This is a genomic window from Pseudomonas sp. MYb541 (genome assembly GCF_037479595.1).
GTDB lineage: Bacteria > Pseudomonadota > Gammaproteobacteria > Pseudomonadales > Pseudomonadaceae > Aquipseudomonas > Aquipseudomonas canadensis.
Genome location: NZ_JBBGYS010000058.1, coordinates 1 through 22,551, shown reverse-complemented (window position 1 = coordinate 22,551; position 22,551 = coordinate 1). Strand labels below are relative to the sequence as shown.

Annotated in this window: 24 protein-coding genes; 10 read left to right on the top strand and 14 right to left on the bottom strand. The window is 61.2% G+C overall.

What is annotated here, in order from left to right:
• Window positions 1-76 precede the first annotated feature (76 nt).
• Genes WH299_RS26855 through WH299_RS26840 form a run of 4 tightly spaced genes read right to left on the bottom strand, consistent with a single transcriptional unit; the run spans window position 77 to window position 1,749 of the window.
• Window positions 77-277 carry an SEC-C metal-binding domain-containing protein gene (locus WH299_RS26855; protein WP_003189235.1) on the bottom strand — a complete coding sequence of 67 codons (201 nt, stop codon included), beginning with the start codon at window positions 275-277 and terminating at the stop codon, window positions 77-79.
• On the bottom strand, window positions 274-756 hold the full coding sequence (locus tag WH299_RS26850; RefSeq protein ID WP_028619235.1) for an LEA type 2 family protein: 483 nt from the start codon (window positions 754-756) through the stop codon (window positions 274-276). Before WH299_RS26850 ends, WH299_RS26855 begins: the two co-directional genes overlap by 4 nt.
• Before the next feature lie 20 nt (window positions 757-776).
• Entirely contained in the window at window positions 777-1,247 is a 471-nt protein-coding gene (locus tag WH299_RS26845) for a YchJ family protein (protein WP_123476503.1), read from the bottom strand.
• Window positions 1,248-1,251: 4 nt separating this feature from the next.
• The gene (locus WH299_RS26840) at window positions 1,252-1,749 is read right to left on the bottom strand and encodes a DUF6231 family protein (RefSeq protein WP_010212387.1); all 498 of its coding nucleotides are present in this window, start codon (window positions 1,747-1,749) and stop codon (window positions 1,252-1,254) included.
• 190 nt (window positions 1,750-1,939) lie between these two features.
• Here WH299_RS26840 and WH299_RS26835 point away from each other — a divergent pair, with 190 nt between their 5' ends.
• Both WH299_RS26835 and WH299_RS26830 read left to right on the top strand, forming a co-directional pair.
• Window positions 1,940-2,635, top strand: coding sequence for an OmpA family protein (locus WH299_RS26835; protein WP_339551801.1), 696 nt, complete (start codon window positions 1,940-1,942; stop codon window positions 2,633-2,635).
• Between the two features lie 160 nt (window positions 2,636-2,795).
• On the top strand, window positions 2,796-3,554 hold the full coding sequence (locus WH299_RS26830) for a hypothetical protein (protein ID WP_028619239.1): 759 nt from the start codon (window positions 2,796-2,798) through the stop codon (window positions 3,552-3,554).
• A 134-nt stretch (window positions 3,555-3,688) separates the two neighbouring features.
• Here the strand turns inward: WH299_RS26830 and WH299_RS26825 are convergent, their stop codons facing one another.
• The gene (locus tag WH299_RS26825; protein ID WP_339551800.1) at window positions 3,689-4,153 is read right to left on the bottom strand and encodes a CopD family protein; all 465 of its coding nucleotides are present in this window, start codon (window positions 4,151-4,153) and stop codon (window positions 3,689-3,691) included.
• A 99-nt stretch (window positions 4,154-4,252) separates the two neighbouring features.
• Here WH299_RS26825 and dinG point away from each other — a divergent pair, with 99 nt between their 5' ends.
• The 5 genes from dinG to pdxH all read left to right on the top strand — a co-directional run bounded on the left by dinG (window position 4,253) and on the right by pdxH (window position 11,982).
• Window positions 4,253-6,397 carry an ATP-dependent DNA helicase DinG gene (dinG, locus tag WH299_RS26820; protein ID WP_016975052.1) on the top strand — a complete coding sequence of 715 codons (2,145 nt, stop codon included), beginning with the start codon at window positions 4,253-4,255 and terminating at the stop codon, window positions 6,395-6,397.
• Window positions 6,398-6,486: 89 nt separating this feature from the next.
• A complete protein-coding gene (locus WH299_RS26815) occupies window positions 6,487-8,784 on the top strand; it encodes a beta-galactosidase (RefSeq protein WP_339496790.1) in 2,298 nt (765 codons plus the stop codon).
• Between the two features lie 82 nt (window positions 8,785-8,866).
• On the top strand, window positions 8,867-10,012 hold the full coding sequence (locus WH299_RS26810) for an EstA family serine hydrolase (protein WP_028619243.1): 1,146 nt from the start codon (window positions 8,867-8,869) through the stop codon (window positions 10,010-10,012).
• A gap of 143 nt (window positions 10,013-10,155) precedes the next feature.
• A complete protein-coding gene (locus WH299_RS26805; protein WP_339551798.1) occupies window positions 10,156-11,307 on the top strand; it encodes an OmpA family protein in 1,152 nt (383 codons plus the stop codon).
• Between the two features lie 27 nt (window positions 11,308-11,334).
• Complete coding sequence (gene pdxH / locus WH299_RS26800; RefSeq protein WP_339551796.1) at window positions 11,335-11,982, top strand: pyridoxamine 5'-phosphate oxidase; 648 nt, start codon at window positions 11,335-11,337, stop codon at window positions 11,980-11,982.
• 36 nt (window positions 11,983-12,018) lie between these two features.
• On the opposite strand, the gene WH299_RS26795 is transcribed toward pdxH, so the two are convergent.
• Complete coding sequence (locus WH299_RS26795) at window positions 12,019-12,279, bottom strand: hypothetical protein (protein ID WP_068931533.1); 261 nt, start codon at window positions 12,277-12,279, stop codon at window positions 12,019-12,021.
• A 157-nt stretch (window positions 12,280-12,436) separates the two neighbouring features.
• Here WH299_RS26795 and WH299_RS26790 point away from each other — a divergent pair, with 157 nt between their 5' ends.
• Window positions 12,437-12,901, top strand: coding sequence for an outer membrane lipoprotein (locus tag WH299_RS26790; protein ID WP_003189251.1), 465 nt, complete (start codon window positions 12,437-12,439; stop codon window positions 12,899-12,901).
• A gap of 404 nt (window positions 12,902-13,305) precedes the next feature.
• On the opposite strand, the gene nhaA is transcribed toward WH299_RS26790, so the two are convergent.
• Window positions 13,306-14,493, bottom strand: a complete 1,188-nt coding sequence (gene nhaA / locus WH299_RS26785; protein ID WP_122724720.1) for a Na+/H+ antiporter NhaA — start codon at window positions 14,491-14,493, stop codon at window positions 13,306-13,308.
• A gap of 216 nt (window positions 14,494-14,709) precedes the next feature.
• Between nhaA and WH299_RS26780 the strand changes: the two genes are divergently transcribed.
• A complete protein-coding gene (locus WH299_RS26780; protein ID WP_126569970.1) occupies window positions 14,710-15,804 on the top strand; it encodes a PLP-dependent cysteine synthase family protein in 1,095 nt (364 codons plus the stop codon).
• 94 nt (window positions 15,805-15,898) lie between these two features.
• Here WH299_RS26780 and WH299_RS26775 read toward each other — a convergent pair whose 3' ends face one another.
• The 3 genes from WH299_RS26775 to WH299_RS26765 form a co-directional block, all read right to left on the bottom strand.
• On the bottom strand, window positions 15,899-17,512 hold the full coding sequence (locus WH299_RS26775; protein WP_122724724.1) for an FAD-dependent protein: 1,614 nt from the start codon (window positions 17,510-17,512) through the stop codon (window positions 15,899-15,901).
• 106 nt (window positions 17,513-17,618) lie between these two features.
• Window positions 17,619-18,290 (bottom strand): COG3650 family protein, encoded by a 672-nt coding sequence (locus WH299_RS26770; protein ID WP_122725473.1) that lies wholly within the window; start codon window positions 18,288-18,290, stop codon window positions 17,619-17,621.
• A gap of 96 nt (window positions 18,291-18,386) precedes the next feature.
• Window positions 18,387-18,986 carry a short chain dehydrogenase gene (locus WH299_RS26765; RefSeq protein WP_339551794.1) on the bottom strand — a complete coding sequence of 200 codons (600 nt, stop codon included), beginning with the start codon at window positions 18,984-18,986 and terminating at the stop codon, window positions 18,387-18,389.
• A gap of 104 nt (window positions 18,987-19,090) precedes the next feature.
• Here WH299_RS26765 and WH299_RS26760 point away from each other — a divergent pair, with 104 nt between their 5' ends.
• The gene (locus WH299_RS26760) at window positions 19,091-19,999 is read left to right on the top strand and encodes a LysR family transcriptional regulator (RefSeq protein ID WP_028619252.1); all 909 of its coding nucleotides are present in this window, start codon (window positions 19,091-19,093) and stop codon (window positions 19,997-19,999) included.
• Here WH299_RS26760 and WH299_RS26755 read toward each other — a convergent pair.
• The 4 genes from WH299_RS26755 to WH299_RS26740 are packed head-to-tail and all read right to left on the bottom strand — an operon-like array spanning window position 19,996 to window position 22,449.
• Window positions 19,996-20,481 (bottom strand): DoxX family protein, encoded by a 486-nt coding sequence (locus tag WH299_RS26755; RefSeq protein WP_028619253.1) that lies wholly within the window; start codon window positions 20,479-20,481, stop codon window positions 19,996-19,998. The genes WH299_RS26760 and WH299_RS26755 overlap by 4 nt on opposite strands.
• On the bottom strand, window positions 20,478-21,254 hold the full coding sequence (locus WH299_RS26750; protein ID WP_122724728.1) for an HvfC/BufC N-terminal domain-containing protein: 777 nt from the start codon (window positions 21,252-21,254) through the stop codon (window positions 20,478-20,480). Before WH299_RS26750 ends, WH299_RS26755 begins: the two co-directional genes overlap by 4 nt.
• Window positions 21,251-22,129, bottom strand: coding sequence for an MNIO family bufferin maturase (bufB, locus tag WH299_RS26745; RefSeq protein WP_339551791.1), 879 nt, complete (start codon window positions 22,127-22,129; stop codon window positions 21,251-21,253). Before bufB ends, WH299_RS26750 begins: the two co-directional genes overlap by 4 nt.
• A 23-nt stretch (window positions 22,130-22,152) precedes the next feature.
• On the bottom strand, window positions 22,153-22,449 hold the full coding sequence (locus WH299_RS26740) for a BufA1 family periplasmic bufferin-type metallophore (RefSeq protein ID WP_339551789.1): 297 nt from the start codon (window positions 22,447-22,449) through the stop codon (window positions 22,153-22,155).
• Window positions 22,450-22,551: the final 102 nt, after the last annotated feature.

Genomic DNA, 22,551 nt, shown 5'->3' with positions numbered 1-22,551 from the left:
GTTCGCGCAGGGGTGGTGTTATGTAGTGAGCGGGACAAGCCCGCTCACCACAACAAGCCCGCCACAGGTCAGGGCATCAAGCCCCGTGGCACTTCTTGAATTTCTTCTCGCTGCCGCACGGGCAAGGATCATTGCGACCCACGTCCTTCAAGGCATTGCGCACCGGCTCCTGGTGAGCGTGGCCGCAGTTCGGGCCGTGGACATGGCCGTGGTCGTGATCATGGTGATCGTGATCGTGGTTGCAGTCAGGACCATGGACATGGGGTTGCTGAGTCATCGATGTCGCTCCGGAATAAAATCGCCGGGGATTATCTCGCCATTGTGGTTCACCTGCACGTCATAACCGATGAATAATCCGGTTTTCAGCTCGCCATCCAAGCGATACGGCACGGGCTGGTCGGGATTTTTCAGCATCTGCACCACATCACGGATCTGCGGCCAGAGGTTGGTGCGCACCGACACCCGGAAAAATTTATGACTGCGCGGCGGCACGGTGAGCCACTCATTGGACTCGCCCTCGGTCAGCACGAAGTCGCCCAGGGTGACCTTGTAGATCAAACCGCGCACAGTCAGGTCGGCGTCGTCGCGGTTATCCACGCGAAAGTACAGCTTGAATTTCTGCTCCAGCAGCTTGGCGCGCACCACTTCGACTTTCACCAGCGACACGTGGGGCGGTGGGGAGTCGTCTTCAAACCACGACGCGCAGCCGCTCAAACCGAGGGCTAACGCCAGCATCAAGCTGTACATCCGAAGCATGGCGTTAATCCTTAGAGTTGTTAGAGGTAGCTGGAACAGCACTTCTTGAATTTCTGCCCGCTGCCGCACAGGCAGGCATCGTTGCGTCCGGCCTTCACCTCCACGGTCGGGTCGATGAAGTACCAGCGCCCGTCATTCTGTACGAAAGAAGACTGCTCGCGGTGGCTATGTTCGCCGTTGCTGTCGTGCCAGCGTGCGGTGAAGGTCACGAAGGCGTGTTCCGGCTGGCCGCCGAACACCTCGGAGCTTTCTACCTCCAGGCCGAGCCAGGTGCTTTGGGCGCTCCAGGCACCCATGGCATTTCGGTCCAGACCAGCCTGTTGCGCGGGCAGGGTGGTAGCGACCAGGTAGTCCACCAGGCCGAGCACATAGGCGCTGTAGCGCGAGCGCATCAAAGCGGTGGCGCAAGGTGCCGGATGCCCGGCGTGATAATGACCGCAGCAGGCATCCAGCAGGTTGCCACTGCCGCAGGGGCAAATGGATGTACTCATCGGGTTACCACCAATACTTTCCGAAGTTTTCCGGGTTGGCCCAGAAGCGGGCGTTGAGCCAGTCCGGCACTTGTTTATAGTCAAGCAGATCGTAGGTAAACAGCGTCAGAACCTGTTCATCCCGCTGGAATCGCTCGCCGGCCTGCAGGGCCAGGGAGAAGAAGTCGGTGTCCTTCCAGTCGCAGGCGCCCAGGTCCACCAGCACCGCAATGCGGCTGGCATTCAGGTTACGGATGCCGCCGAGCAGGGTCAGGCCTTGCGGTTTTGACAGGTGCTCCAGGCAGTCCACCACCAGCGCCAGGTCAAACCGCTGTGCGGCAAGCTCTGTAGGCAACGCGCCCGGTGCCGCGACGGACACCTGGGTATCCGGGTGGGCTTTTTGAAAAGCCTCCAGCGCCGGGAACTGGCTGGCGCCCAACAGCAGCAGGCGTTTGGGCTGGTGCAGATCGAGCAAGGCGGCCAAGGCTTGCTGGGGGGTACGGGCAGAAATACCGGCGGTCATCAGAGATCCTCACATCAGGACCGTAGAGACTAGCGCGGCTGAGCGTGCGGGCCTAGAGCGGGCGGCTGTGAAAAGTCCTACGAATGCGGCGATCCTCAATGAATACAGGGGCGCGGCGTAGTGGCGCAGATGAAAAGAGCCGTCTTTACTCCACCCATCGGCCCCCGCCGATCCCCTCAGGAGAAATCAGATGAGCATCATGCGGACAGCTCTACCCTTGGTTCTGCTAACCGGAGTATTGACAGGTTGCGCAGGTTTGCAAAAAACCGACTGGCCCACCTGCGCCGCCCTTGGCGGTGTGACCGGTGCGGCGATCGGTGCCACTGAAAGCTCGGCCTATGCAGGCGCGGGTGCACTGCTGATCGGCGGCATGGCCGGCGCCTATTGCTGGGTGCACGGCGATGGCGACGAAGACGGCGATGGTGTGCCGGACAGCCGCGATAAGTGTCCAGGCACGCCAAAAGGTGTGCCGGTGGATGCCAATGGTTGCCCACCGACACCGCCAGCGGCCGTGGTTGAGGAAGTCGTCGTGGTCAAGGAAGAAACCATCGTGATCCGCGATGTGCACTTCCAGTTCGACTCGGCCAAGCTGACGGCGGCGGACAAAACCAAGCTCGATACCATCGCCACGCGCTTGAAACAGGAAGCGCCGAGCGCCCAGTTGCGGGTCAGTGGCCACACTGACAGCGTCGGCAAAGACGCCTACAACCAGAAACTCTCGGAAAAACGCGCCCATTCGGTCACGGACTATCTGATCGGTGCCGGCGTGCCGCGCAGCAATTTTGTCTCGGTAACCGGCGCAGGTGAAAGCCACCCGGTAGCCGACAACAAAACCGCTGATGGTCGCGCCTTGAACCGCCGCACGGAAATCCAGATCAACCGCTGACGGCCCTTGCCCCTGTGCGATCCACAGGGGCATTGCTGCCAATCCTCCCCCTTTATCAACTTTTTTGATCCTTCACTGGCAAAGCGCCTGTGGAAGTCGTTACTGTGAGTCCAAAGAAAAACTAGAAATATTTTTTGAAAATTTTCAGGGGAGCTCCACGATGCGTAAGGTTTTACTGCTGGCCCTGTTGGTCAGCCCCGTTGCCCTGGCTCAAAGCGTCAGTGTGGAAACCAACTCGTTGATGCGCCTGCCCAGCAGCACCAGCGTGTTGCAACTGGAGCGGTTGGAGGTGGCGGACTACGGCACCTTGCTGATCCCCGCCACCATCAGCCAGGTCACGGTGGATGAGCTGCACCTGGGCCGCGACGCCCGCATCGCCATTGTGCCCGGCAACACCGCGCTGCAATTGCAGGTGCGCCACGCGCAGTTGGACCACGGCAGCCAGATCACCTCGCGCGGCGCGCCCGGCACCCACGAAAAACCGGCCAAGGCCGGGCGTGACCTGACTTTGCGCATTAACTCATTGACCGCTGAAGAACTCTCGGTAGACGCCCGTGGCGGCGCTGGTGCACAGGGTTATTCCGGGTTGGACGGAGCCAATGGCGTGGATCCAGGCTGCACCTGGGGTTCGGCCGGTCGCGGCGCCAATGGTGATAACGGCGGTGATGGCTTGCCTGGCGCGTCCGGCGCGCAGGTGCGGGTCGAGTTGCCGCAGGACTTCCCGGCGCAGCAGATCAAGGTCTGGGTGGACGGTGGTCCCGGTGGTTTGGCCGGCACGGCGGGCAAGCCTGGCAAGGGTGGCCAGTCCAAAGGCTGCCTGGTGTACCGCGCCGATGGTGGCGAGAAGGGCCGCCCAGGGTTGGAAGGGCAGCCGGGGCCGGCTGGGCCTGCGGGCACTGTGACTATTCAGCGGCTGTGAGTCGTTTGGGCTGACGTCTTCGCGGGCAAGTCGAATCGTCGCACCGCCGCTCCCACATTCGACCGCATTCTCATGTTGGAACTCGGTCAACTGTGGGAGCGGGCTTGCCCGCGAAGAGGTCCTAAAGAACACCCTTAGAACATCGGTCGAGCCGAAGCAATCGCCACCACCACCAACCCCACGATCAAATTGATCCCCACCAACCGGCGGATCTGCCCCAGCACCGCAGCCCCCGCCGGCCAGTCCTCAGCCGCCACGGCCGTGCGCAATTCCGGGAATTTCAACGCCTGGATACGGATAAACAACGCCGTCATCACCAGATACAACCCCATCATCACCTGCACATAACGCGGCGCCGTCTCAAACCCGTTGAAGCGCAATTGCAGCAGGCCGATGCCGCTGATCGGCAAAATTGCCACCGCGATCCATACCCACACGAAAAAACGTTGAAACACATTCGCCCACAACCTGAGCCGGGCAGGGCCCTCAAGTGCCGCCACAGCGGCGGGGCGCAGGATCATCCAGGCGAAAAAAATACCGCCCACCCATACCAGGGCGGCCAATACATGCAGGGTGTAAGCGAGGCTAAACGCGGTCATTGTGGTACTCCGTTCTGCGCGGGATTCATTAGCGGGGTATGATAGCCGCCGATCCGAACCACTGAAAATTTATCCAGCGTTTTTTGCGCCCGACTATCCATGATCAGCACTGAACTCAAAACCACGATCCAGGGCGCCTACTCGCGTTTTCTCGAAGCCAAGAGCTTGAAACCGCGCTATGGCCAACGCCTGATGATCGCCGAAGTGGCCAAGGTCCTCGGGGATATCGACACCGACGACGAAGGTCGCCGCGAGGGTGAGCCCGCGGTCGTGGCCGTCGAGGCCGGCACCGGTACCGGCAAAACCGTGGCCTACAGCCTGGCCGCGATCCCCACCGCCAAGGCCGCCGGCAAGCGCCTGGTGATCGCCACCGCCACCGTCGCCCTGCAAGAGCAGATCGTCTACAAAGACCTGCCCGACCTGATGCGCAACAGCGGCTTGAACTTCACCTTCGCCCTGGCCAAGGGCCGTGGCCGCTACATGTGCCTGTCCAAGCTCGACGTGCTGTTGCAGGAAGGCCACGCGCAAACCGCGACGGCGTCGCTGTTCGAAGAAGAAGGCTTCAAGATCGAGGTGGATGAAGTCAGCCAGAAGCTGTTTACCAGCATGATCGAGAAACTGGCCGGTAATAAATGGGACGGCGACCGCGACAGCTGGCCCACCGCCTTGGAGGATTCCGACTGGGCGCGCCTGACCACCGACCACAGCCAGTGCACCAACCGTCATTGCCCGAACTTCGGCCAGTGCGCCTTCTACAAGGCCCGCGAAGGTATGGGCAAGGTCGACGTGATCGTCACCAACCACGACATGGTCCTGGCCGACCTGGCCCTGGGCGGCGGCGCCGTGCTGCCGGACCCGCGTGACACCCTCTACGTTTTCGACGAAGGCCATCACCTTCCCGACAAGGCCATCGGCCACTTTGCCCACTACACGCGCCTGCGTTCCACTGCCGACTGGCTGGAAACCACCGCGAAGAACCTCACCAAGTTGCTGGCCCAGCACCCGCTGCCCGGCGACCTGGGCAAGCTGATCGAACAGGTGCCGGAGCTGGCGCGGGAGATCAAGACCCAGCAGCAGTTCATGTTCAGCGCCTGCGAGCAGGTAGCCGACTTCAAGCCCGGCGAAGACGTCGAGGGCCGTGAGCGGCCGCGTCACCGTTTCGTCGGCGGTTTGATTCCCGAGCACATGCGCGAAATGGGCATTGAGCTGAAGAAGGGCTTTTCACGCCTGACCGACTTGTTCACCCGCCTCACCGACCTGCTTAAGGAAGGCATGGATGGCGAGGTCAACATCGGCATCGCCAGCAACCAGGCCGAGGAATGGTACCCGCTGTTTGGCAGCCTGCTGTCGCGCTCCCAGGGCAATTGGGAGTTGTGGACCGCCTTCACCGTCGAAGACCCGGAAGACAACCCGCCCATGGCGCGTTGGCTGACCCTGTCGGAAAGCGGTGCGCTGTTCGACATCGAGGTCAACGCCAGTCCGATCCTGGCGGCGGAAATGCTGCGCCGCAACCTTTGGAACGTGGCCTACGGCTGCCTGGTTACCTCGGCCACATTGACCGCCCTGGGCACCTTCGACCGCTTCCGCATGCGTGCCGGCCTGCCGAAAAAGGCCGTCACTGCGGTGGTGCCGAGCCCGTTCCATCACGCCGACGCGGGTGTGTTGCGGGTGCCGGACCTCAAGGCTGACCCACGGGATGCGGCGGCTCATACCGCCGCAATCATCCGTGACCTGCCGGAACTGGTAGAAGGTTCACGCGGTACGCTGGTGCTGTTCTCGTCGCGCAAACAGATGCAGGACGTGTTCGACGGCCTCGACCGTGACTGGCGCAAACAAGTGTTTATCCAGGGCAACCTGTCCAAGCAGGAAACCCTGAACAAGCACAAGGCGCGGGTGGATGGCGGGGATTCCAGCGTGCTGTTCGGCCTGGCGAGCTTTGCCGAAGGGGTGGACTTGCCCGGCGCCTACTGTGAACACGTGGTGATCGCCAAGATCCCGTTCTCGGTGCCGGATGATCCGGTCGAGGCGGCGTTGGCCGAATGGATCGAAGCACGGGGCGGTAACCCGTTCATGGAGATCTCGGTGCCGGACGCTTCCTTGAAGCTGGTCCAGGCTTGCGGTCGCTTGCTGCGTACCGAAGAGGACCGAGGCACCATCACCTTGCTCGACCGCCGTTTGGTCACCCAACGCTATGGCAAGGCTATCCTTAATGCCTTGCCGCCGTTCAGGCGCGAAATTTCTTAAGCCACCGTGGGCGGATTCGCCCACTTCGTGGTCTATCTCACTGTATTTCATCAGGCCATTCATCGGCCGTCTGGGAGAACCTTGCTCGTATGATTCGCACGCTGCCCGCCCTTTTTGCCCTGCTGTTCGCCGCGCCCTTGATGGCCGCGCCTGCCGGGCAACAGACCTTGTTCAACTTCGTCCGGCCCGCTGATGTGGTCAAGGTGGCGACCCAGGACGCCAGCCTGCCGCAGTACAACGCCGAGCAGACCCCCGAAGGCGAAGTGTTGCGCCGCATCACGTTCAACCCGGCTGCTGAACCCAGCCTGGTGCTTAGCCCGCAGACGGGCGCCTGGGACTGGTCTCAGTCGGGGGCCATGAGCCTGCGCATCCAGAGTGCAATGGATTGGGCGCTGACGCTCTATGTCAAGGTGCAGAGCAGCGACGGCCGTACCCTGGTCAGTCGCATCGACCTGCCGGCGGGCCCGGCGCAAACCTTGTTGGTCCCGTTGCAGGCCAACTCGCCGTTGAGCCAGGGCATGAAGGCCGGCCCGCCGATGCCGATCACCCTAGACGGCCAGCGCGTCTTGCTGGCCAGCAGCGCGGGTGAAATCGACCGTAGCCAAGTGGTTTCGGTGACGTTGTCGATGATCAAGCCCAACGCCGCCCAAAGCATCCTGCTGGAGCGCTTTGGCGTGCAGGACAGCGAGCCGGTGTTGAAGGCTGCCTACAGCGAATTGGTGGATGCCTATGGTCAATCCACCCGTGCGCGCTGGCCGGAAAAAGTCAGCAGCGACGAACAACTCAAGGCCGCCGCTGCCAAGGAGCAACAGCAGCTCCAGGGCTGGCTGGCCACGCGGGAAAAATCCTCGTTGGATAAGTACGGTGGCTGGAGCAAAGGTCCGGCGTTCGACGCCAGCGGGTTTTTCCGCACCGAGAAACGCGATGGGCGCTGGTACCTGGTGACGCCGGAGGGGCATCCGTTCTATTCGCTGGGCGTCAATACCGTGGCCCCGGACAACAACCAGACCTACGTGTCCGGCCGTGAATGGATGTTCGCGGCGCTGCCCAAGGCCGGCGAACCGTTCGACAAGTATTACGGCAGCGGCGACAACCGCACCGGCAACGGCGCGGGTGAAGGCCGCAGCTTTGGCGCCGGGCGCTGGTACGATTTCTACGGCGCCAACCTGCAACGCACTTATGGTGGTGACGGGTTTGACCAGAAGCGCTGGACCACTCACACCCTCGACCGCCTGCAAGCCTGGGGTTTCAACACTGTGGGCAACTGGAGCGACGACGATCTCGCCCGTGCCGATCGCGTGCCCTACACCTTGCCGCTGTCGATCGTCGGCGACTACACCAGCATCAGCACCGGCACCGACTGGTGGGGCGGCATGCCCGATCCGTTCGACCCGCGTTTCGCCATGGCCACCGAGCGCGCCGTGGCCATCGCTGCCCGCGATCACCGTGATGATCCGTGGTTGATCGGTTTCTTTGCCGACAACGAGTTGGCCTGGGCCGGCCCAGGTGATGATCCCAAGTCCCGCTACGCCTTGGCCTACGGCACCTTGCGCATGACCACCGATGTCCCGGCCAAGCGCGCGTTCCTCAAGCAACTGCGCGACAAGTACCGTAACGAAGAAGGGCTGTCGAAAGCCTGGGGCATCGAATTGAAGGGCTGGGAGCTGATGGAAGACCCGGGCTTTGAACCGCCGGTGCCCAACCCCGAGCACCCGGAAATCGAAGCGGACTTCAAGTATTTCCAGAAGACCTTTGCCGATGCCTACTTCAAGACCATTTCCGACTCGCTGAAGTGGCATGCACCCAACCAACTGCTGTTGGGTGGTCGTTTTGCGGTGAGCACGCCGGAAGCCGTGGCGTCCTGTGCCCAGTATTGCGATGTGCTGAGCTTCAACATGTACACCCTCAAGCCGCAGGACGGTTATGACTTCGCCGCCCTGCGTGCGCTGGATAAGCCAGTGCTGATCACCGAATTCAACTTTGGCTCGGCTGACCGTGGGCCGTTCTGGGGGGGAGTGACCCAACTGGCCAAGGAAGAGGACCGTGGTGTGGCGTACGGCAACTTCCTCAAGCAGGCCATGGCCGAGCCGTCGATTGTCGGCGTGCATTGGTTCCAGTACCTGGATCAGCCGGCAACCGGGCGTTTGCTGGACGGTGAAAACGGCCATTTTGGCCTGGTGGGTATCACCGATGTGCCGTTCCAGGGCTTTGTCGACAGCGTGCGCAAAAGCAACCTGGCGGCGGTCGATCAACTGGGCAAGGAAGCAGAAAAGGCCAAGGCGGCGGGCGCCGTGCGTGAAAGCGAAGGCGGCAGGGCCGGGCACGAAGGCAAAGGCCCGGGGCAGGGCGCCGGGCATGCGGGCGGGCACTCAGGGAATGGGCATTGATTGAGGGCTGACGGGTTCACAAAACCCACCAGTACTGGAACAATGTCGGCCACTTTTTGCTGTGTTGTCCGAGGGTGTTCAGGTGCAGATCCAGGGTCATTACGAACTCCAGTTCGAAGCGGTACGTGAAGCCTTTGCCGCGTTGTTCGATGACCCGCAGGAGCGCGGTGCCGGGCTGTGTATCCAGATAGGCGGCGAAACCGTCGTCGACCTGTGGGCCGGCACCGCCGACAAGGACGGTGCCGAGGCTTGGCACAGTGACACCATCGTCAACCTGTTCTCCTGTACCAAGACCTTTACCGCCGTCACGGCCTTGCAGTTGGTGGCCGAAGGCAAGTTGCAACTGGACGTACCCGTTGCCAACTACTGGCCGGAATTTGCGGCGGCGGGGAAAGAGTCCATCACCCTGCGCCAGTTGCTCTGCCACCAGGCCGGGTTGCCGGCGATCCGCGAGATGCTGCCGACCGAGGCGCTGTACGACTGGCAACTGATGGTCGACACCCTGGCGGCCGAAGCCCCGTGGTGGACGCCCGGCCAAGGTCATGGCTACGAGGCGATCACCTACGGCTGGCTGGTGGGTGAATTGCTGCGTCGCGCCGATGGGCGTGGGCCGGGAGAATCCATCGTGGCGCGGGTTGCGCGGCCATTGGGGCTGGACTTCCATGTGGGCCTGGCAGATGAAGAGTTTTATCGCGTGGCACATATAGCGCGTAGCAAAGGCAACATGGGCGATGAAGCGGCACAGCGTTTACTGCAAGTAATGATGCGTGAACCTGCGGCCATGACGACGCGTGCTTTTGCTAATCCACCGTCTATTCTGACCAGCACTAACAAACCTGAATGGCGCCGTATGCAGCAGCCAGCGGCAAATGGTCACGGTAATGCACGCAGCCTGGCGGGCTTTTATAGCGGCTTATTGGACGGTAGTTTGCTCGAAGCCGACATGCTTGAACAATTGACCCGCGAACACAGTATCGGGCCGGATAAAACATTATTGACACAAACCCGTTTTGGCCTGGGTTGCATGTTGGACCAACCGCAGCTGCCCAATGCCACCTTCGGCCTTGGCCCGCGTGCATTCGGGCATCCCGGCGCAGGCGGCTCGGTAGGCTTTGCCGACCCAGAGCATGATGTAGCGTTTGGTTTCGTCACTAATACATTGGGCCCTTATGTACTTATGGACCCACGGGCACAGAAGTTGGTCGGAATATTGGCCGGTTGTCTGTAAACCCCTTGCTGTTTCACGTTTTTTTGTTACAAAGGCAACTATAAGAAGGCGCTGAACGAAATGATGTAACTTTAATGTTCTGTAAGCGTCTGTTTAACGGGTCATCCAGACCCCCGTTTCTTTTCTCATTTTGTGGATATCTCATGTTATCGAACAAGTCCTTGGCACTGGCGCTATGCCTCACTATTACCGGCTGCGCACAAACTCCACAAAATGATGCCGAGGGCGGGCATTGGTGGTCATTTGGATCTGATAAGGCCGCGACCAAGGACGCAGTGACCCAAACCGATGCCAAGCCGGAGGCTAAACCGGACGCCAAGCCCGCTGCCGGCGCCAAGCCTGCCGCCCCGGTAGCCTCCGCTGCCGCACCAGCCGCCAAGGCTGACACCGGCTCCAGCTGGTGGCCGTTCTCTTCCAAGACTGCCGACGAAAAGGCCGCCGATGCCAAGGCCGACCTGAAAGCCGACCTCAAGGCCGCCGAGCCCGCACCTGCCACCACTCCAGCCGTCGCCAAGAACGACACCGAAACCAAATGGTGGTGGCCGTTCGAAAGCAAACCCAAGCCATTGGCCAAGGTCGACGTGACCAACGTGCCGATGCCCGACCCGAAAATCACTCAGGCCTGGCTGGATGACTATGAGCCACGCCTGCGCGCCGCCATCAAGGACAGCAACCTGCAACTGGAGCGTCGTGACAACGTGCTCGTCGTGATCGCGCCGGTAGACGGTTCCTACAACCCGAAACGCCCAGCCATGTTGCTGCCGGTCACCCTGGGTCCATTCACTCGCGTCGCCAAGGCCGTTGAAGCCGATCCGAAGACCGCCGTACTGGTACTGGGCCACGTCGACGCAACGGGCACCGCCCCAGCCAGCCAGGCGCTGACCAAGGAACGTGCACAATCCATCGCGTCGATCTTCAGCCTCAGCGGCCTGAAGCAGGACCGTCTGATGCTGCGTGGCATGGGCGACCTGATGCCACGTGCCGCCAACGACAGCAACCAGGGCCGTGCCCTGAACCGTCGTATGGAAATCATGTTCACTCAGCGCACCACCATGCTGGCGCTGTTGAGCAAATATCAGTCGGGCAAAACCCCGCCTGTCGCCGAGATGGTTGCAGTGCAGGACGTTCCGGCACCGGCCCCAGCGGCCAAAGCCGCCGCTAAAAAGGCGCCAGCCGCCAAGAAAGCCGCTGCCAAGCCAGCCGCCAAAAAAGCCCCGGCCAAGCCTGCTGCCAAAAAGCCAGCGCCGGCCAAAGCCAAGGCTGCAGCACCGGCCAACGACCAGGCGAAAAACTGATTCGCTGAACCAGAAGGATAAAGCCGCATGACCCAGGCACTGGCCGATATGCGCCGTGACTACACACGGGATGGTTTGAGCGAGGCCCAGGCCCCGAGCGAGCCGTTTGCCTTGTTCCATCAGTGGTTTGCTGACGCGGTGAAAACCGAGCAGCCACCGGTGGAAGCCAATGCCATGACCTTGGCCACCGTCGACCAGGAGGGTCGTCCGCACTGCCGCATCCTGTTGCTCAAGGGGTTGGATGCGCAGGGCTTTACCTTCTTCACCAACTATCAGAGTGCCAAGGGCCAGCAGCTCGCGGCGCGGCCGTTTGCGGCCATGACCTTCTTCTGGCCGACCTTGGAGCGCCAAGTGCGTATCGAAGGGCGGGTGGTGAAGGTCACGGCTGAAGAGTCGGACGCTTATTATCAGGTCCGCCCGCTGGGCAGCCGCCTGGGCGCCTGGGCGTCTCCGCAGAGCCAGGTCATCGGCGACCGCGAAGAGCTGCAGGACCTGCTCAAGGCCACCGAACAGCGTTTCAGCGACACCCAGCCCGACTGCCCCGAGCATTGGGGTGGCTATCGCTTGCTGCCGGAGCGCATCGAGTTCTGGCAAGGTCGTGCCAGCCGCTTGCACGACCGCCTGAACTATCGCCTGCAAGGGGCCGATTGGGTGCGCGAGCGCTTGGCACCCTGAGCTGCACCTTTCGTCACTTCACCTGAATGTTGCCCGTCACCCTGAAGTCTCTATACCAGAGGCTTCGGGCGTGTACTGCTGCGCGGCATTCTTCAGCCAATGCGGTAGGTCGGACCGTTTGATTTTCAAGTTGCGGGCCTTTTCCAGCTGCCTGAGCATGAAGGCACGCTTGTGCGCATCATTGCCCGCCAGGGAAAGCGCCAGATCGCGATCTACCCAGCGCCTGATGCGCAGGTACAGCCAGCCATGGAAATACAGGCCGGCAAGGGTTGTGACTACAATGATGAAGTAATCCATGAAGATCCTGGTTGGACGTTAAGTGCTACCGTTCGTCGATTTTTCTGGTGCGGGCAGTCTGTACTGAGGCTGAATGAAAGCAATTTTCTGCGGTGCTTGCCGTGACAGGCGTCAAGCTGCAGCGTTTAATGACCACCTGTCCTTTGGAGTTGATGCTATGCGTAAGTCCGTTTTACTGGTTGCCTGCTTTACCACCCTGTCGTTGCTGCTGGGTGGCTGCGCCTCGAGTCTGACCGGCGACTCGTACTCCCGTGACGAAGCGCGTCGTGTACAGACCGTGCGCATGGGGACCATCGAATCCCTGCGTCCGGTGAAAATCGAAGGCACCAAGACCCCAATTGGTGGCGCTGCTGGCGCAGTCATTGGCGGCGTTGGCGGCAGTGCCATCGGCGGCGGCCGTGGCAGCATCGTGACCGCCGTGATCGGTGCTGTTGCTGGCGGTCTGTTGGGCTCGGCCACCGAAGAAGGCCTGACCCGCACCCAGGGTGTGGAAATCACCGTTCGCGAAGACGACGGCAGCATGCGCGCCTACGTGCAGGCCGTGCAGGAGAATGAAATCTTCCGCATTGGTGACCGCGTGCGCATCATGACCGTTGATGGTACCAGTCGCGTTACTCGCTAAGCGCGGGTTGTAGAAACACAAAACCCCAACCGGGTGACTGGTTGGGGTTTTTCGTTTTATGGGCGGCGGCCAAGTTAAAAGCAAAAAACGCAGGCAATAAAAAACCGCCTTAGTAGGGCGGTTTTTTATTGCATACCCAGCTATCCGCTGGGGATGCGACTCAAAGATGCATTGACCTGCATCCAAAGGCCACGTGTTCCGGTAAGTGTGCTGGAGGTAGGCCCAATGTAATGGGGCCGAGTATGTCGAAGTTTGCACGACCTATGTGGAACCTCGTAGTGAACTGCCTGCGTGCTTATCACGTATGGAAGTTCCTGCGAGACCGCTTCGATGACCTGTAAGGTCTGAGGAGTGGAGCCGCCTCGGTCAATCCGAGGCGGCTTTTTGGTTTTCGGTCTGTCAGTTCAACCCTGAAGCGTGGCCTTCTTACGACTCGCCATCGCCGTCACCGCATAACCGATGAGCGCCGCCAGAATCGATCCCGTCAAAATCCCCATCCGGTCCTCACCTGCAAACTCACTGGCACCCGGCACAAATGCCAGCGAACCGACAAACAGGCTCATGGTAAAGCCGATGCCACACAGGATCGCGACACCAAACACCTGGCCCCAGTTCGCGCCGCTGGGCAGGGCGGCAAGGCCGGTCTTGATCGCCAACCAGGTGAGGCCAAACACACCCACGGTCTTGCCGATCAGCAGGCCAGCGGCGATGCCCATGGGCACGTGATGGGTGAAGCTTTCCAGGCTGACGCCAGTCAAGGATACGCCGGCGTTGGCGAAGGCAAACAGCGGCAAGATGCCGTAGGCCACCCACGGGTGCAGCGCATGTTCCAGTGTGAGCAGTGGCGAGGGTTCGGCGTTTTTGGTGCGCATCGGGATGCAGAAGGCCAACGTCACACCGGCCAGCGTCGCGTGAACACCACTCTTGAGTACGCACACCCACAGGATCAGTCCAATGATCAGGTACGGCCCGAGCTTGATTACGCCCAGGCGGTTCATGGCAATCAAGGCAATCAAGCAGGCACCCGCGCCCGCCAGGGCAGCGCCGGACAGGTCGGCGGAGTAGAACACCGCGATGACGATGATCGCGCCTAGGTCGTCAATGATTGCCAGGGTCATCAGGAACAGTTTCAACGACACCGGCACACGCTTGCCCAGCAAGGCCAGCACGCCCAATGCGAAGGCGATGTCGGTGGCCATGGGGATCGCCCAGCCGGAGAGTGCGGCGGGGTAATCCTTGTTGATCGCCCAGTAGATCAGCGCCGGCACGACCATGCCGCCGATAGCCGCCGCGCCTGGCAGCACCACTTGCGAGGGCTTGGACAGGTGGCCGTCGAGCAATTCACGCTTGACCTCCAGGCCGATCAGCAGGAAGAACAGGGCCATCAGGCCATCGTTGATCCACAGCAAGGCCGGCTTGGCGATTTTCAGCGCGCCGATCTGCGCCACCACCGGTACGTCGAGAAACGCAGCGTACAAGTGCGACAAAGGTGAATTGTTGATGATCAACGCCAAGGCGGCAGCCGCGATCAACAACAGACCGCTGGCGGCTTCCAGCTGGAAGAAACGGGTAAAAGTGCTACGCAGAGGCAAGGGATGCTCTCCAATCCAGATTCAATAGGTGGGTACCCTAACCCGTACGGTTAGTTGTTAAAACAAAAGTTATATTCTTATTTGTTATAAGCAGCTGTTTGGCATGACGTTGCGCCTTAGCCTAGCAATTGTGTGTCCGATTGAGTCGGTACTGTATCTGTGTGAGGCGTAGGAAACCCCCTAAAATCAGGGCTTACACCTTTAGAGAAACTCTCCATGAGCGATCAACGACCCTGGGCACGCGAAGCCATTCGTATCATTGAAGCAGACTTCCAGCGCAGCGCCGACACGCACCTGATTCCCTTGCCCCTACCGGGGTTGCCGGGTATCGAGTTGTACTTCAAGGACGAGTCCAGCCACCCCACCGGTAGCCTGAAACATCGGCTGGCGCGTTCGCTGTTTTTGTACGCGTTGTGCAATGGCTGGCTCAAGCCGGGCGCGCCGGTGATCGAGGCCTCCAGTGGTTCGACAGCGATTTCCGAAGCCTACTTCGCGCGCTTGCTCGGTTTGCCGTTTATCGCGGTGATGCCGGCCACCACCTCCCAGGAAAAGATCGCGCAGATTGCCTTCTACGGCGGCAAGAGCCATCTGGTACAAGATCCCACGCAGATCTACGCCGAATCCGAACGTCTGGCGCGGGAAAGTGGCGGTCACTTCATGGACCAGTTCACCTATGCCGAGCGCGCCACCGACTGGCGGGCAAACAACAACATCGCTGAGTCGATCTTCCAGCAGATGCGCTTCGAGCAGCATCCGGAACCGAGCTGGTTGATCTCCAGCCCCGGCACTGGCGGCACGACCGCGACCCTTGGTCGTTATGTGCGCTATCGCCAGCACTGCACCCGCGTGTTGTGTGCCGATGCCGAGCGTTCAGTGTTCTTTGATTTTTATCAGAGCGGCGACGCCAGCTTGCGCCTGGACTGCGGTTCACGCATCGAAGGTATTGGCCGACCACGGGTTGAGGCATCGTTTCTGCCCAAGGTGATCGATGCGATGGTCAAGGTGCCGGATGCGCTCTCGCTGGCGGCCATGCACTACCTGGCCGAGCGCTTGGGCCGGCGAGTCGGTGGTTCCAGCGGGACCAACCTGGTTGGCGCTTTGGTGGCAGCGCAGCAGATGAAAGCGGCGGGGGAATCGGGTTCGATCGTGGCGATCTTGTGTGATGGCGGTGAACGCTATGCCACGACTTACTACGATCAGGCCTGGCTGGCAGGGCAGGGGTATGCGCTGGAGGACTTGATTGCGGCCGTTGCGGCCAGTGTCGAGCGGGGCGAGCCGTTGCCGGACAGCATCCTGCGCGCGAATATCTGACACCCGGCAAAAACCAGTGTGGGAGCTGGCTTGCCTGCGATAGCGTCCTCAAGATCGCCATCGCCGGCAAGCCGGGTTCCTACAAGGGAAGGTGTCAGGCCTCGATGCCCAACATATCCCGTGCCAACGCCTCGGCAATCCGAATCCCATCCACGCCTGCCGACAGAATCCCTCCGGCATAACCGGCACCTTCACCGGCCGGGAACAGGCCTTTCACGTTCAGGCTCTGCATCGATTCGTTACGGGTAATTCGTAGCGGCGACGAGGTGCGCGTCTCAATGCCGGTCAACACGGCGTCGTGCAGCGAGTAGCCCTTGATCTGCTTCTCGAATGCCGGCAAGGCTTCACGGATTGCTTCGATGGCGAAGTCCGGCAGCGCCAGCGCCAGATCACCCAGGGCTACACCTGGCTTGTAGGACGGTTCCACACTGCCGATCGCCGTGGACGGCTTGCCGGCGATGAAGTCACCCACCAGTTGCGCCGGCGCCTCGTAGTTGCTGCCGCCGAGGACATAGGCGTGGGATTCCAGGCGTTCCTGCAGCTCGATACCCGCCAACGGACCACCCGGGTAATCCACCTCAGGCGTGATACCGACCACGATGCCGGAGTTGGCATTGCGCTCGTTACGCGAGTACTGGCTCATGCCGTTGGTGACGACACGGCCCGGCTCGGAAGTCGCCGCGACCACGGTGCCGCCTGGGCACATGCAGAAGCTGTAGACCGAGCGGCCGTTCTTGGCGTGGTGCACCAGCTTGTAGTCGGCGGCGCCAAGTTTTGGGTGGCCGGCGTATTTGCCCAGTCGCGCCGCATCGATCAAGGATTGTGGGTGCTCGATACGGAAACCCACCGAAAACGGCTTGGCTTCCATGTATACACCACGGCCGTGGAGCATACGGAAGGTGTCGCGGGCGCTGTGGCCCAGGGCCAGGATCACATGCTTGGACAGGATCTGCTCGCCGCCATCGACGACAACGCCGTTCAACTGGCCGTCTTCGATCAGCACGTCGGTTACGCGCTGCTCGAAGCGAACTTCACCGCCGAGGGCGATGATTTGCTCGCGCATGTTCTCTACCACGCCGGTCAGGCGGAACGTACCGATGTGCGGCTTGCTGACGTAGAGGATTTCTTCCGGCGCACCGGCCTTGACGAATTCGTGCAGGACTTTGCGGCCGTGGAATTTCGGGTCCTTGATCTGGCTGTACAGCTTGCCGTCGGAAAAGGTCCCGGCGCCCCCTTCACCGAACTGCACGTTGGACTCGGGGTTGAGCACGCTTTTGCGCCACAGGCCCCAGGTGTCCTTGGTGCGCTGGCGCACTTCCTTGCCGCGTTCGAGAATGATCGGCTTGAAGCCCATCTGCGCCAACAACAAGCCGGCGAAGATTCCGCACGGGCCGAAACCCACTACGATTGGACGCTGCGTCAGGCCTTCCGGCGCCTGGCCCACGACTTTGTAGCTGACATCCGGCGCCGGGTTGACGTTGCGGTCATCGGCAAACTTGAGCAGCAGGGCGGCTTCACCCTTCACGTTCAAGTCGATGGTGTAGATGAAGCACAGCTCCGAGGATTTCTTGCGGGCGTCGTAGCTACGCTTGAACAGGGTGAAATCGAGCAAGTCATCACTGGCGATGCCCAAGCGCTGCACGATGGCGGGCCGCAGGTCTTCTTCGGGATGGTCGATGGGCAGCTTGAGTTCGGTGATTCGTAACATGACAGGATCCGGTAGGCGGCGGGCTCGGAGGCCGGCTGTTTTGCAAACCGGCGATTATAAGCCCCAATGGTGGTTTCCCGTCATGTTAAAACAGCACGGCGTGGCGTCAGTCGTCGCGCGAGCCGCCGAACGACGCACAACCGCGCTGCACCTGGCCGTTGACGCGCAGCTCGGCCGTCATGTGTTGCAGGCTGCCGCTGACCGGGTCAACGCAACGCTGCGGGGCGACCCACAATTCCACGTGTTGATTATTGGCCTCGGTCATCAAGTTGAAGCGGCCATCGCCGATTTGCTCTTCCACATAGGGCACCGCCAATGGCGGCTGGCCTTCGCGTTCCAGCACCAGGCCCTTGGCGGTGACGTTCATCACCCAGGTCGGTTTGTGGCCGTTGGCGCGCAGGATCATGCGTTTGAAGTCCGGGTCGTTGCAGGCCGAAGTCGAGCGCTCGACGCGGTAAAGTTGTTGCAGGTCGACGCTGCCCTGGGTGCCGCTGGCAACCCCGGAGAACTGGCCACGCAGGTCGGCAAACAACGCGCCTTGCTCGCCGGCCAGCGAAGCCGCTTCCTGCAGGATGCTGGTGCCGCCGGTGTCTTTGACTACATAGTTGCGTTTGTCGCCACACGGTTGGAACAGCAGTTTGCCGCCGACCGCCGTGAGTTCGCCCTGCATGCGGGTCAGCCCGGCAGTAGAAGGCTTGGCCGGATCGTTATCGAACATCTGGCAGGCGCCAAACAGGGGAAACAAGGCAAGTAGAGCAAGGGTATGGGCGGCACGCATCATCGAGTCTCCAGACAAGTGCCGCCACGTTACGCAGGCCTGCGCCGCACCACAACCCCGCCCGCGAGGTTCAGGCAATTCTGACAGGCAGCCTGATCACCCCACGATAAAGGTCTGACCGGTTTGCAGGCCCTCCACGCTTTTTGCGTAGGCCAACGCCACGTCGGCGCCTGGCGCCGGTTTGTAGCCACGGAAGTACGGCGCGTAGCTGTCCATGGCTTCCAACAGGACCGTCGGGCTCACCGAGTTGATACGCAGGCCACGTGGCAACTCGATTGCCGCCGCTTTGACGAAGGCATCCAGCGCGCCATTGACCAGTGCCGCCGAGGCGCCGGTGCGGATCGGGTCGCGGTTCAGAATGCCACTGGTGAAGGTGAACGAGGCGCCATCGTTGGCGTATTCGCGGCCGATCAGCAGCAGGTTGACCTGGCCCATCAGCTTGTCACGCAGGCCCAGTTCGAAGTTGCTTTCGCTCATGTCGCCCAACGGTACGAAGTTCACGCTACCTGCTGCGCAGACCAGGGCATCGAACTTGCCTGTCTGCTCGAACAGTGTGCGGATCGACGCGCTGTCGCTGATATCCACCTGGAAGTCACCGCTGTTGCGGCCGATGCTGATCACGTCGTGACGCTGAGCCAGTTCTGCCTTGACCGCCGAGCCGACTGTGCCGCTGGCGCCAATCAATAGGATTTTCATGGTGCTGTTCCTCCAGGGGGTAAGTGAGGGTTCAGTCTAGAGTGGCTTTTCCTGCAGATAAACGCGCTAATAGGCAACCTTTGGTTTTCAAATGGAAACAATCCATGAGTGAGATGGATGACCTGGCGGCGTTTGCCGTGCTGATCGAGGCCGGCAGTTTCACCGTGGCTGCTGAGCAACTGGGCTGCAGCAAAGGGCAGTTGTCCAAGCGGATCAGCCAGTTGGAAGCGCGGTTTTCCGTGGTGTTGCTGCACCGCACCACGCGCAAACTCAGCCTGACTGCCGCGGGTGCGGCGTTGCTGCCCCAGGCCCAGGCATTGGTGGTACAGGTGGATCGCGCCCGACAAGCATTGGCGCGGCTCAAGGACGACCTGGCCGGGCCGGTGCGCATGACGGTGCCGGTGTCGTTGGGCGAGACCTTCTTCGACGGGTTGTTGCTGGAGTTTTCCAAGCAGTACCCGCAGGTGCAGATCGAGTTGGAGCTCAACAACAGTTATCGCGATCTGGCGCGGGATGGTTTTGATTTGGGGGTACGCTCAGGCGCGATTGAAAACGAGCGCCTGGTGGCCAAGCCGCTGCTGGCCTGGCATGAGATGACATGCGCCAGCCCGGCGTACCTTGAACAACATGGCGAGCCACAGACCCCGGCCGACCTGGCCACGCACACTTGCCTGCTCAACAGCCATTACAGCGGGCGTGAAGAGTGGCTGTACCACCAGCAGCACGAGTTGCTGCGGGTGAGGGTCAGCGGCACGTTTGCCTCAAACCACTACAACCTGTTGAAAAAGGCCGCGCTGGTGGGCGCCGGTATCGCGCGGCTGCCGTCCTATGTGCTTCCTGCAGAATTGGCTGACGGCCGCTTGCGCTGGCTCCTGCGCGATTATCAGACACGGAGCATGCCGATGTACCTGGTGCATCCCTATCAGGGTGGTTTGCCGCGCCGCACCCAGGTGTTGGCCGATTACTTGGTGGATTGGTTCAAGCGCAGCGGCGAGGCGCTGGATCGGCTTTAAGCGCAGCGACGGGCGATCAGGTGATCGATGGACAGACGTCCCGGCCCTTTGGCCACGAGCAGCAATAGCAACGCGATCCAGGTGCCGTGAGTCGGGTAGGCGTCCGGGTAGACGAACAACTGGATCACCAGGGTCATACCGATCAGGGCCAAGGCTGAGAAGCGTGTAGCGAAGCCCACCAAAATCAACACCGGGAAAAAATGCTCGGCAAATGCCGCCATATGCGCCGCGATTTCCGGTGACAGCAACGGCACGTGGTATTCGCTGCGAAACAACGGCAATGTCGAGGCCGCCAATTTGGGTTCGCCGAATTGGAAGGTGCCGCTGATCAAATCAATCGCGAAGCCTTCGACTTTGGTTTGCCCGGATTTCCAGAACACCGCGGCGATGGAAAAGCGCGCGAGAAAAGCGATCAGGCTGTAAGGGATCTGTTCGAAAAGCGCGATGACCCGGTTGATCAGGCACGACGGACGAGTATTCATGGCGACACCTTTTGTTCTGGATGCAAATGAGTGATGGCGCTGTGGTTGATCAGCAGCGTCAGGCATTGGTGCAGGTCAAACTCGGCGGACGTTTCAAGCGCCTGCTCCACGGCTTTTTCCAAAGGCGTGCCCTGGGCCAGGCCGTCGATAAACGTGACTGAGCCGTGGTCGATCGCTAAGACCTGAACCTCCAGGCCCCGACGCATGACCAGCGCACCCTGGGCGTGCCAGGGATTCAGAGTGGCCAAGCCGCCCTCGGCCTGGTGCGCGGCCCAGATGGATACCACCGCATAGGCTGAAGTCAAAGTGGCGAGGGAGGGATGCAGTTGCAGGCGCAATGTCCCCAGGTCTGTCTGGCCTTGCAGCGTTTGGAGAACCGTCTGCTGGTCCAGCGGCGAGGTATCCGCTGCGTGATAGGCCCGTACGCGCAAGCGTTCCAGGCGCGCGACATCGGCCAGGTAGGGCACGCTGGCGGCAGGCTCGAAATCCTGGATAAACGCCGCGAACGCACTGCCGTACTCGCTGATCAACGGGTTGGTGGGTGGGCAAACCTGTACAAACAGGCCGGCCATCGCTCGGAAGAACGCTTCGCCCACCAGTTGCAATGTCACCGGATAAGCCGTTGCCAGCGCGTTGATCAACGAGCTGTGCACATTGTTGCGATACACCACGAAGCGGCTGGCGGGGTCGGCACCATTGCTGCTGAACAGGCCATCGGGACAGGCCAGGTCCGGCGCCAATAATGCCTCGGCGAAATCGTCATGCAGGCTCATGGGTTCACCTGCGACAGATGCCAGTCAGCCTGTTGAGCCTCGGCCAGCAGTACGCCAAACGCCGGCACCTGGTTATCCCGCTCGATCAGGGTTGCTACTGAGCCGACCTGCGCCAGTACTTTTTCGTACAACTGCCACACGGCGTTATCGATAGGTGCGCCGTGATCATCGATCAGCAAGCGATCACCGAGGCTGTCAGTGTCTTCGGCAAAACCGGCCAGATGAATCTCGCCCACCGCGTGCAATGGCAACGCGTCGATGTAGGCAAGTGGATCGCGTTGGTGGTTGATGCACGACACGTAAACGTTGTTTACATCCAGCAGCAAACCACAGCCAGTGCGGCGAATGATTTCGCTGATGAAGTCAGTCTCGTCCTGGGTTGAGCGCTGGAATTGCAGATAAGTCGACGGATTCTCCAGCAGCATGGGGCGCTTGAGGGTGCTCTGCACCTGGTCAACGTGTTCGCATACCCGTTGCAGGGTCGCGCTGTCGTAGGCCAGGGGCAGCAGGTCATTGAGGAACACCGGGCCGTGGCTTGACCAGGCCAGGTGTTCGGAAAAAGAGTGGGGTTGATAGCGGTCGATCAGCGCGGCCAGCCGTGCCAGGTGCGCACGGTCCAGCGGGCCATCGCCGCCGATGGACAGGCCCACGCCGTGCAAGGACAGCGGGTACTGCTCTCGGATCAACCTCAGGTAATGATGAAACGGGCCGCCGGCCACCATGTAGTTTTCGGCGTGCACTTCAAAAAAACCGATGTCGGGCGAGGTCTCCAGCACGTCCATGAAATGCTCATGCTTGAGCCCCAGCCCGGCCCGACGGGGGAGGCCGGGCGCCTGAGCCTGGGAGACGGCTTGCAGGGATGAAAGGGTCATCATCAGTACTCAGGTTTTGCGAGGTTTCAGGACTTGGCGGTGAAGGCTGCTTCCTGGCCGAAACCGGTCGGCGAGGTGGAGCTTGGGGTTTTGAGGCAGGTGCCGGCCGGGACCAGTTTCCAGGCGTTGGCTTGATCCTTGGTTTTTGAGGTGCCGGCGCAGGAAGTGCCTGCACCCGCGGCGCAATCGTTCTTGCCGGCCTCAGCGACGCCGAAACATTTCTGCATTTCGTCGGCAGCGTGGGCGGTGGTGGCCAGGGTGGACAGGCTCAGGGCGGAACCGAGCGCCAGGACGAGGGTGGCGGCGGACAGTTTGGTAGTCATGGTGTATCTCCAGCAGTGGGTTGAGTTGGCGGGCTTGAATGCCTGCTTGTACCACTAGAGAGGGCGGGGGGGAATTTGTTACACGTCAGCCGGAAAATGAGT

Excerpts from the sequence above, each read along its gene's own strand:
- WH299_RS26855 (WP_003189235.1), bottom strand. The coding sequence starts at position 277 with ATGACTCAGCAACCCCATGTCCATGGTCCTGACTGCAACCACGATCAC.
- WH299_RS26850 (WP_028619235.1), bottom strand. The coding sequence starts at position 756 with ATGCTTCGGATGTACAGCTTGATGCTGGCGTTAGCCCTCGGTTTGAGC.
- WH299_RS26845 (WP_123476503.1), bottom strand. The coding sequence starts at position 1,247 with ATGAGTACATCCATTTGCCCCTGCGGCAGTGGCAACCTGCTGGATGCC.
- WH299_RS26840 (WP_010212387.1), bottom strand. The coding sequence starts at position 1,749 with ATGACCGCCGGTATTTCTGCCCGTACCCCCCAGCAAGCCTTGGCCGCC.
- WH299_RS26835 (WP_339551801.1), top strand. The coding sequence starts at position 1,940 with ATGAGCATCATGCGGACAGCTCTACCCTTGGTTCTGCTAACCGGAGTA.
- WH299_RS26830 (WP_028619239.1), top strand. The coding sequence starts at position 2,796 with ATGCGTAAGGTTTTACTGCTGGCCCTGTTGGTCAGCCCCGTTGCCCTG.
- WH299_RS26825 (WP_339551800.1), bottom strand. The coding sequence starts at position 4,153 with ATGACCGCGTTTAGCCTCGCTTACACCCTGCATGTATTGGCCGCCCTG.
- dinG (WP_016975052.1), top strand. The coding sequence starts at position 4,253 with ATGATCAGCACTGAACTCAAAACCACGATCCAGGGCGCCTACTCGCGT.
- WH299_RS26815 (WP_339496790.1), top strand. The coding sequence starts at position 6,487 with ATGATTCGCACGCTGCCCGCCCTTTTTGCCCTGCTGTTCGCCGCGCCC.
- WH299_RS26805 (WP_339551798.1), top strand. The coding sequence starts at position 10,156 with ATGTTATCGAACAAGTCCTTGGCACTGGCGCTATGCCTCACTATTACC.
- pdxH (WP_339551796.1), top strand. The coding sequence starts at position 11,335 with ATGACCCAGGCACTGGCCGATATGCGCCGTGACTACACACGGGATGGT.
- WH299_RS26795 (WP_068931533.1), bottom strand. The coding sequence starts at position 12,279 with ATGGATTACTTCATCATTGTAGTCACAACCCTTGCCGGCCTGTATTTC.
- WH299_RS26790 (WP_003189251.1), top strand. The coding sequence starts at position 12,437 with ATGCGTAAGTCCGTTTTACTGGTTGCCTGCTTTACCACCCTGTCGTTG.
- WH299_RS26780 (WP_126569970.1), top strand. The coding sequence starts at position 14,710 with ATGAGCGATCAACGACCCTGGGCACGCGAAGCCATTCGTATCATTGAA.
- WH299_RS26775 (WP_122724724.1), bottom strand. The coding sequence starts at position 17,512 with ATGTTACGAATCACCGAACTCAAGCTGCCCATCGACCATCCCGAAGAA.
- WH299_RS26770 (WP_122725473.1), bottom strand. The coding sequence starts at position 18,290 with ATGCGTGCCGCCCATACCCTTGCTCTACTTGCCTTGTTTCCCCTGTTT.
- WH299_RS26765 (WP_339551794.1), bottom strand. The coding sequence starts at position 18,986 with ATGAAAATCCTATTGATTGGCGCCAGCGGCACAGTCGGCTCGGCGGTC.
- WH299_RS26760 (WP_028619252.1), top strand. The coding sequence starts at position 19,091 with ATGAGTGAGATGGATGACCTGGCGGCGTTTGCCGTGCTGATCGAGGCC.
- WH299_RS26755 (WP_028619253.1), bottom strand. The coding sequence starts at position 20,481 with ATGAATACTCGTCCGTCGTGCCTGATCAACCGGGTCATCGCGCTTTTC.
- WH299_RS26750 (WP_122724728.1), bottom strand. The coding sequence starts at position 21,254 with ATGAGCCTGCATGACGATTTCGCCGAGGCATTATTGGCGCCGGACCTG.
- bufB (WP_339551791.1), bottom strand. The coding sequence starts at position 22,129 with ATGATGACCCTTTCATCCCTGCAAGCCGTCTCCCAGGCTCAGGCGCCC.
- WH299_RS26740 (WP_339551789.1), bottom strand. The coding sequence starts at position 22,449 with ATGACTACCAAACTGTCCGCCGCCACCCTCGTCCTGGCGCTCGGTTCC.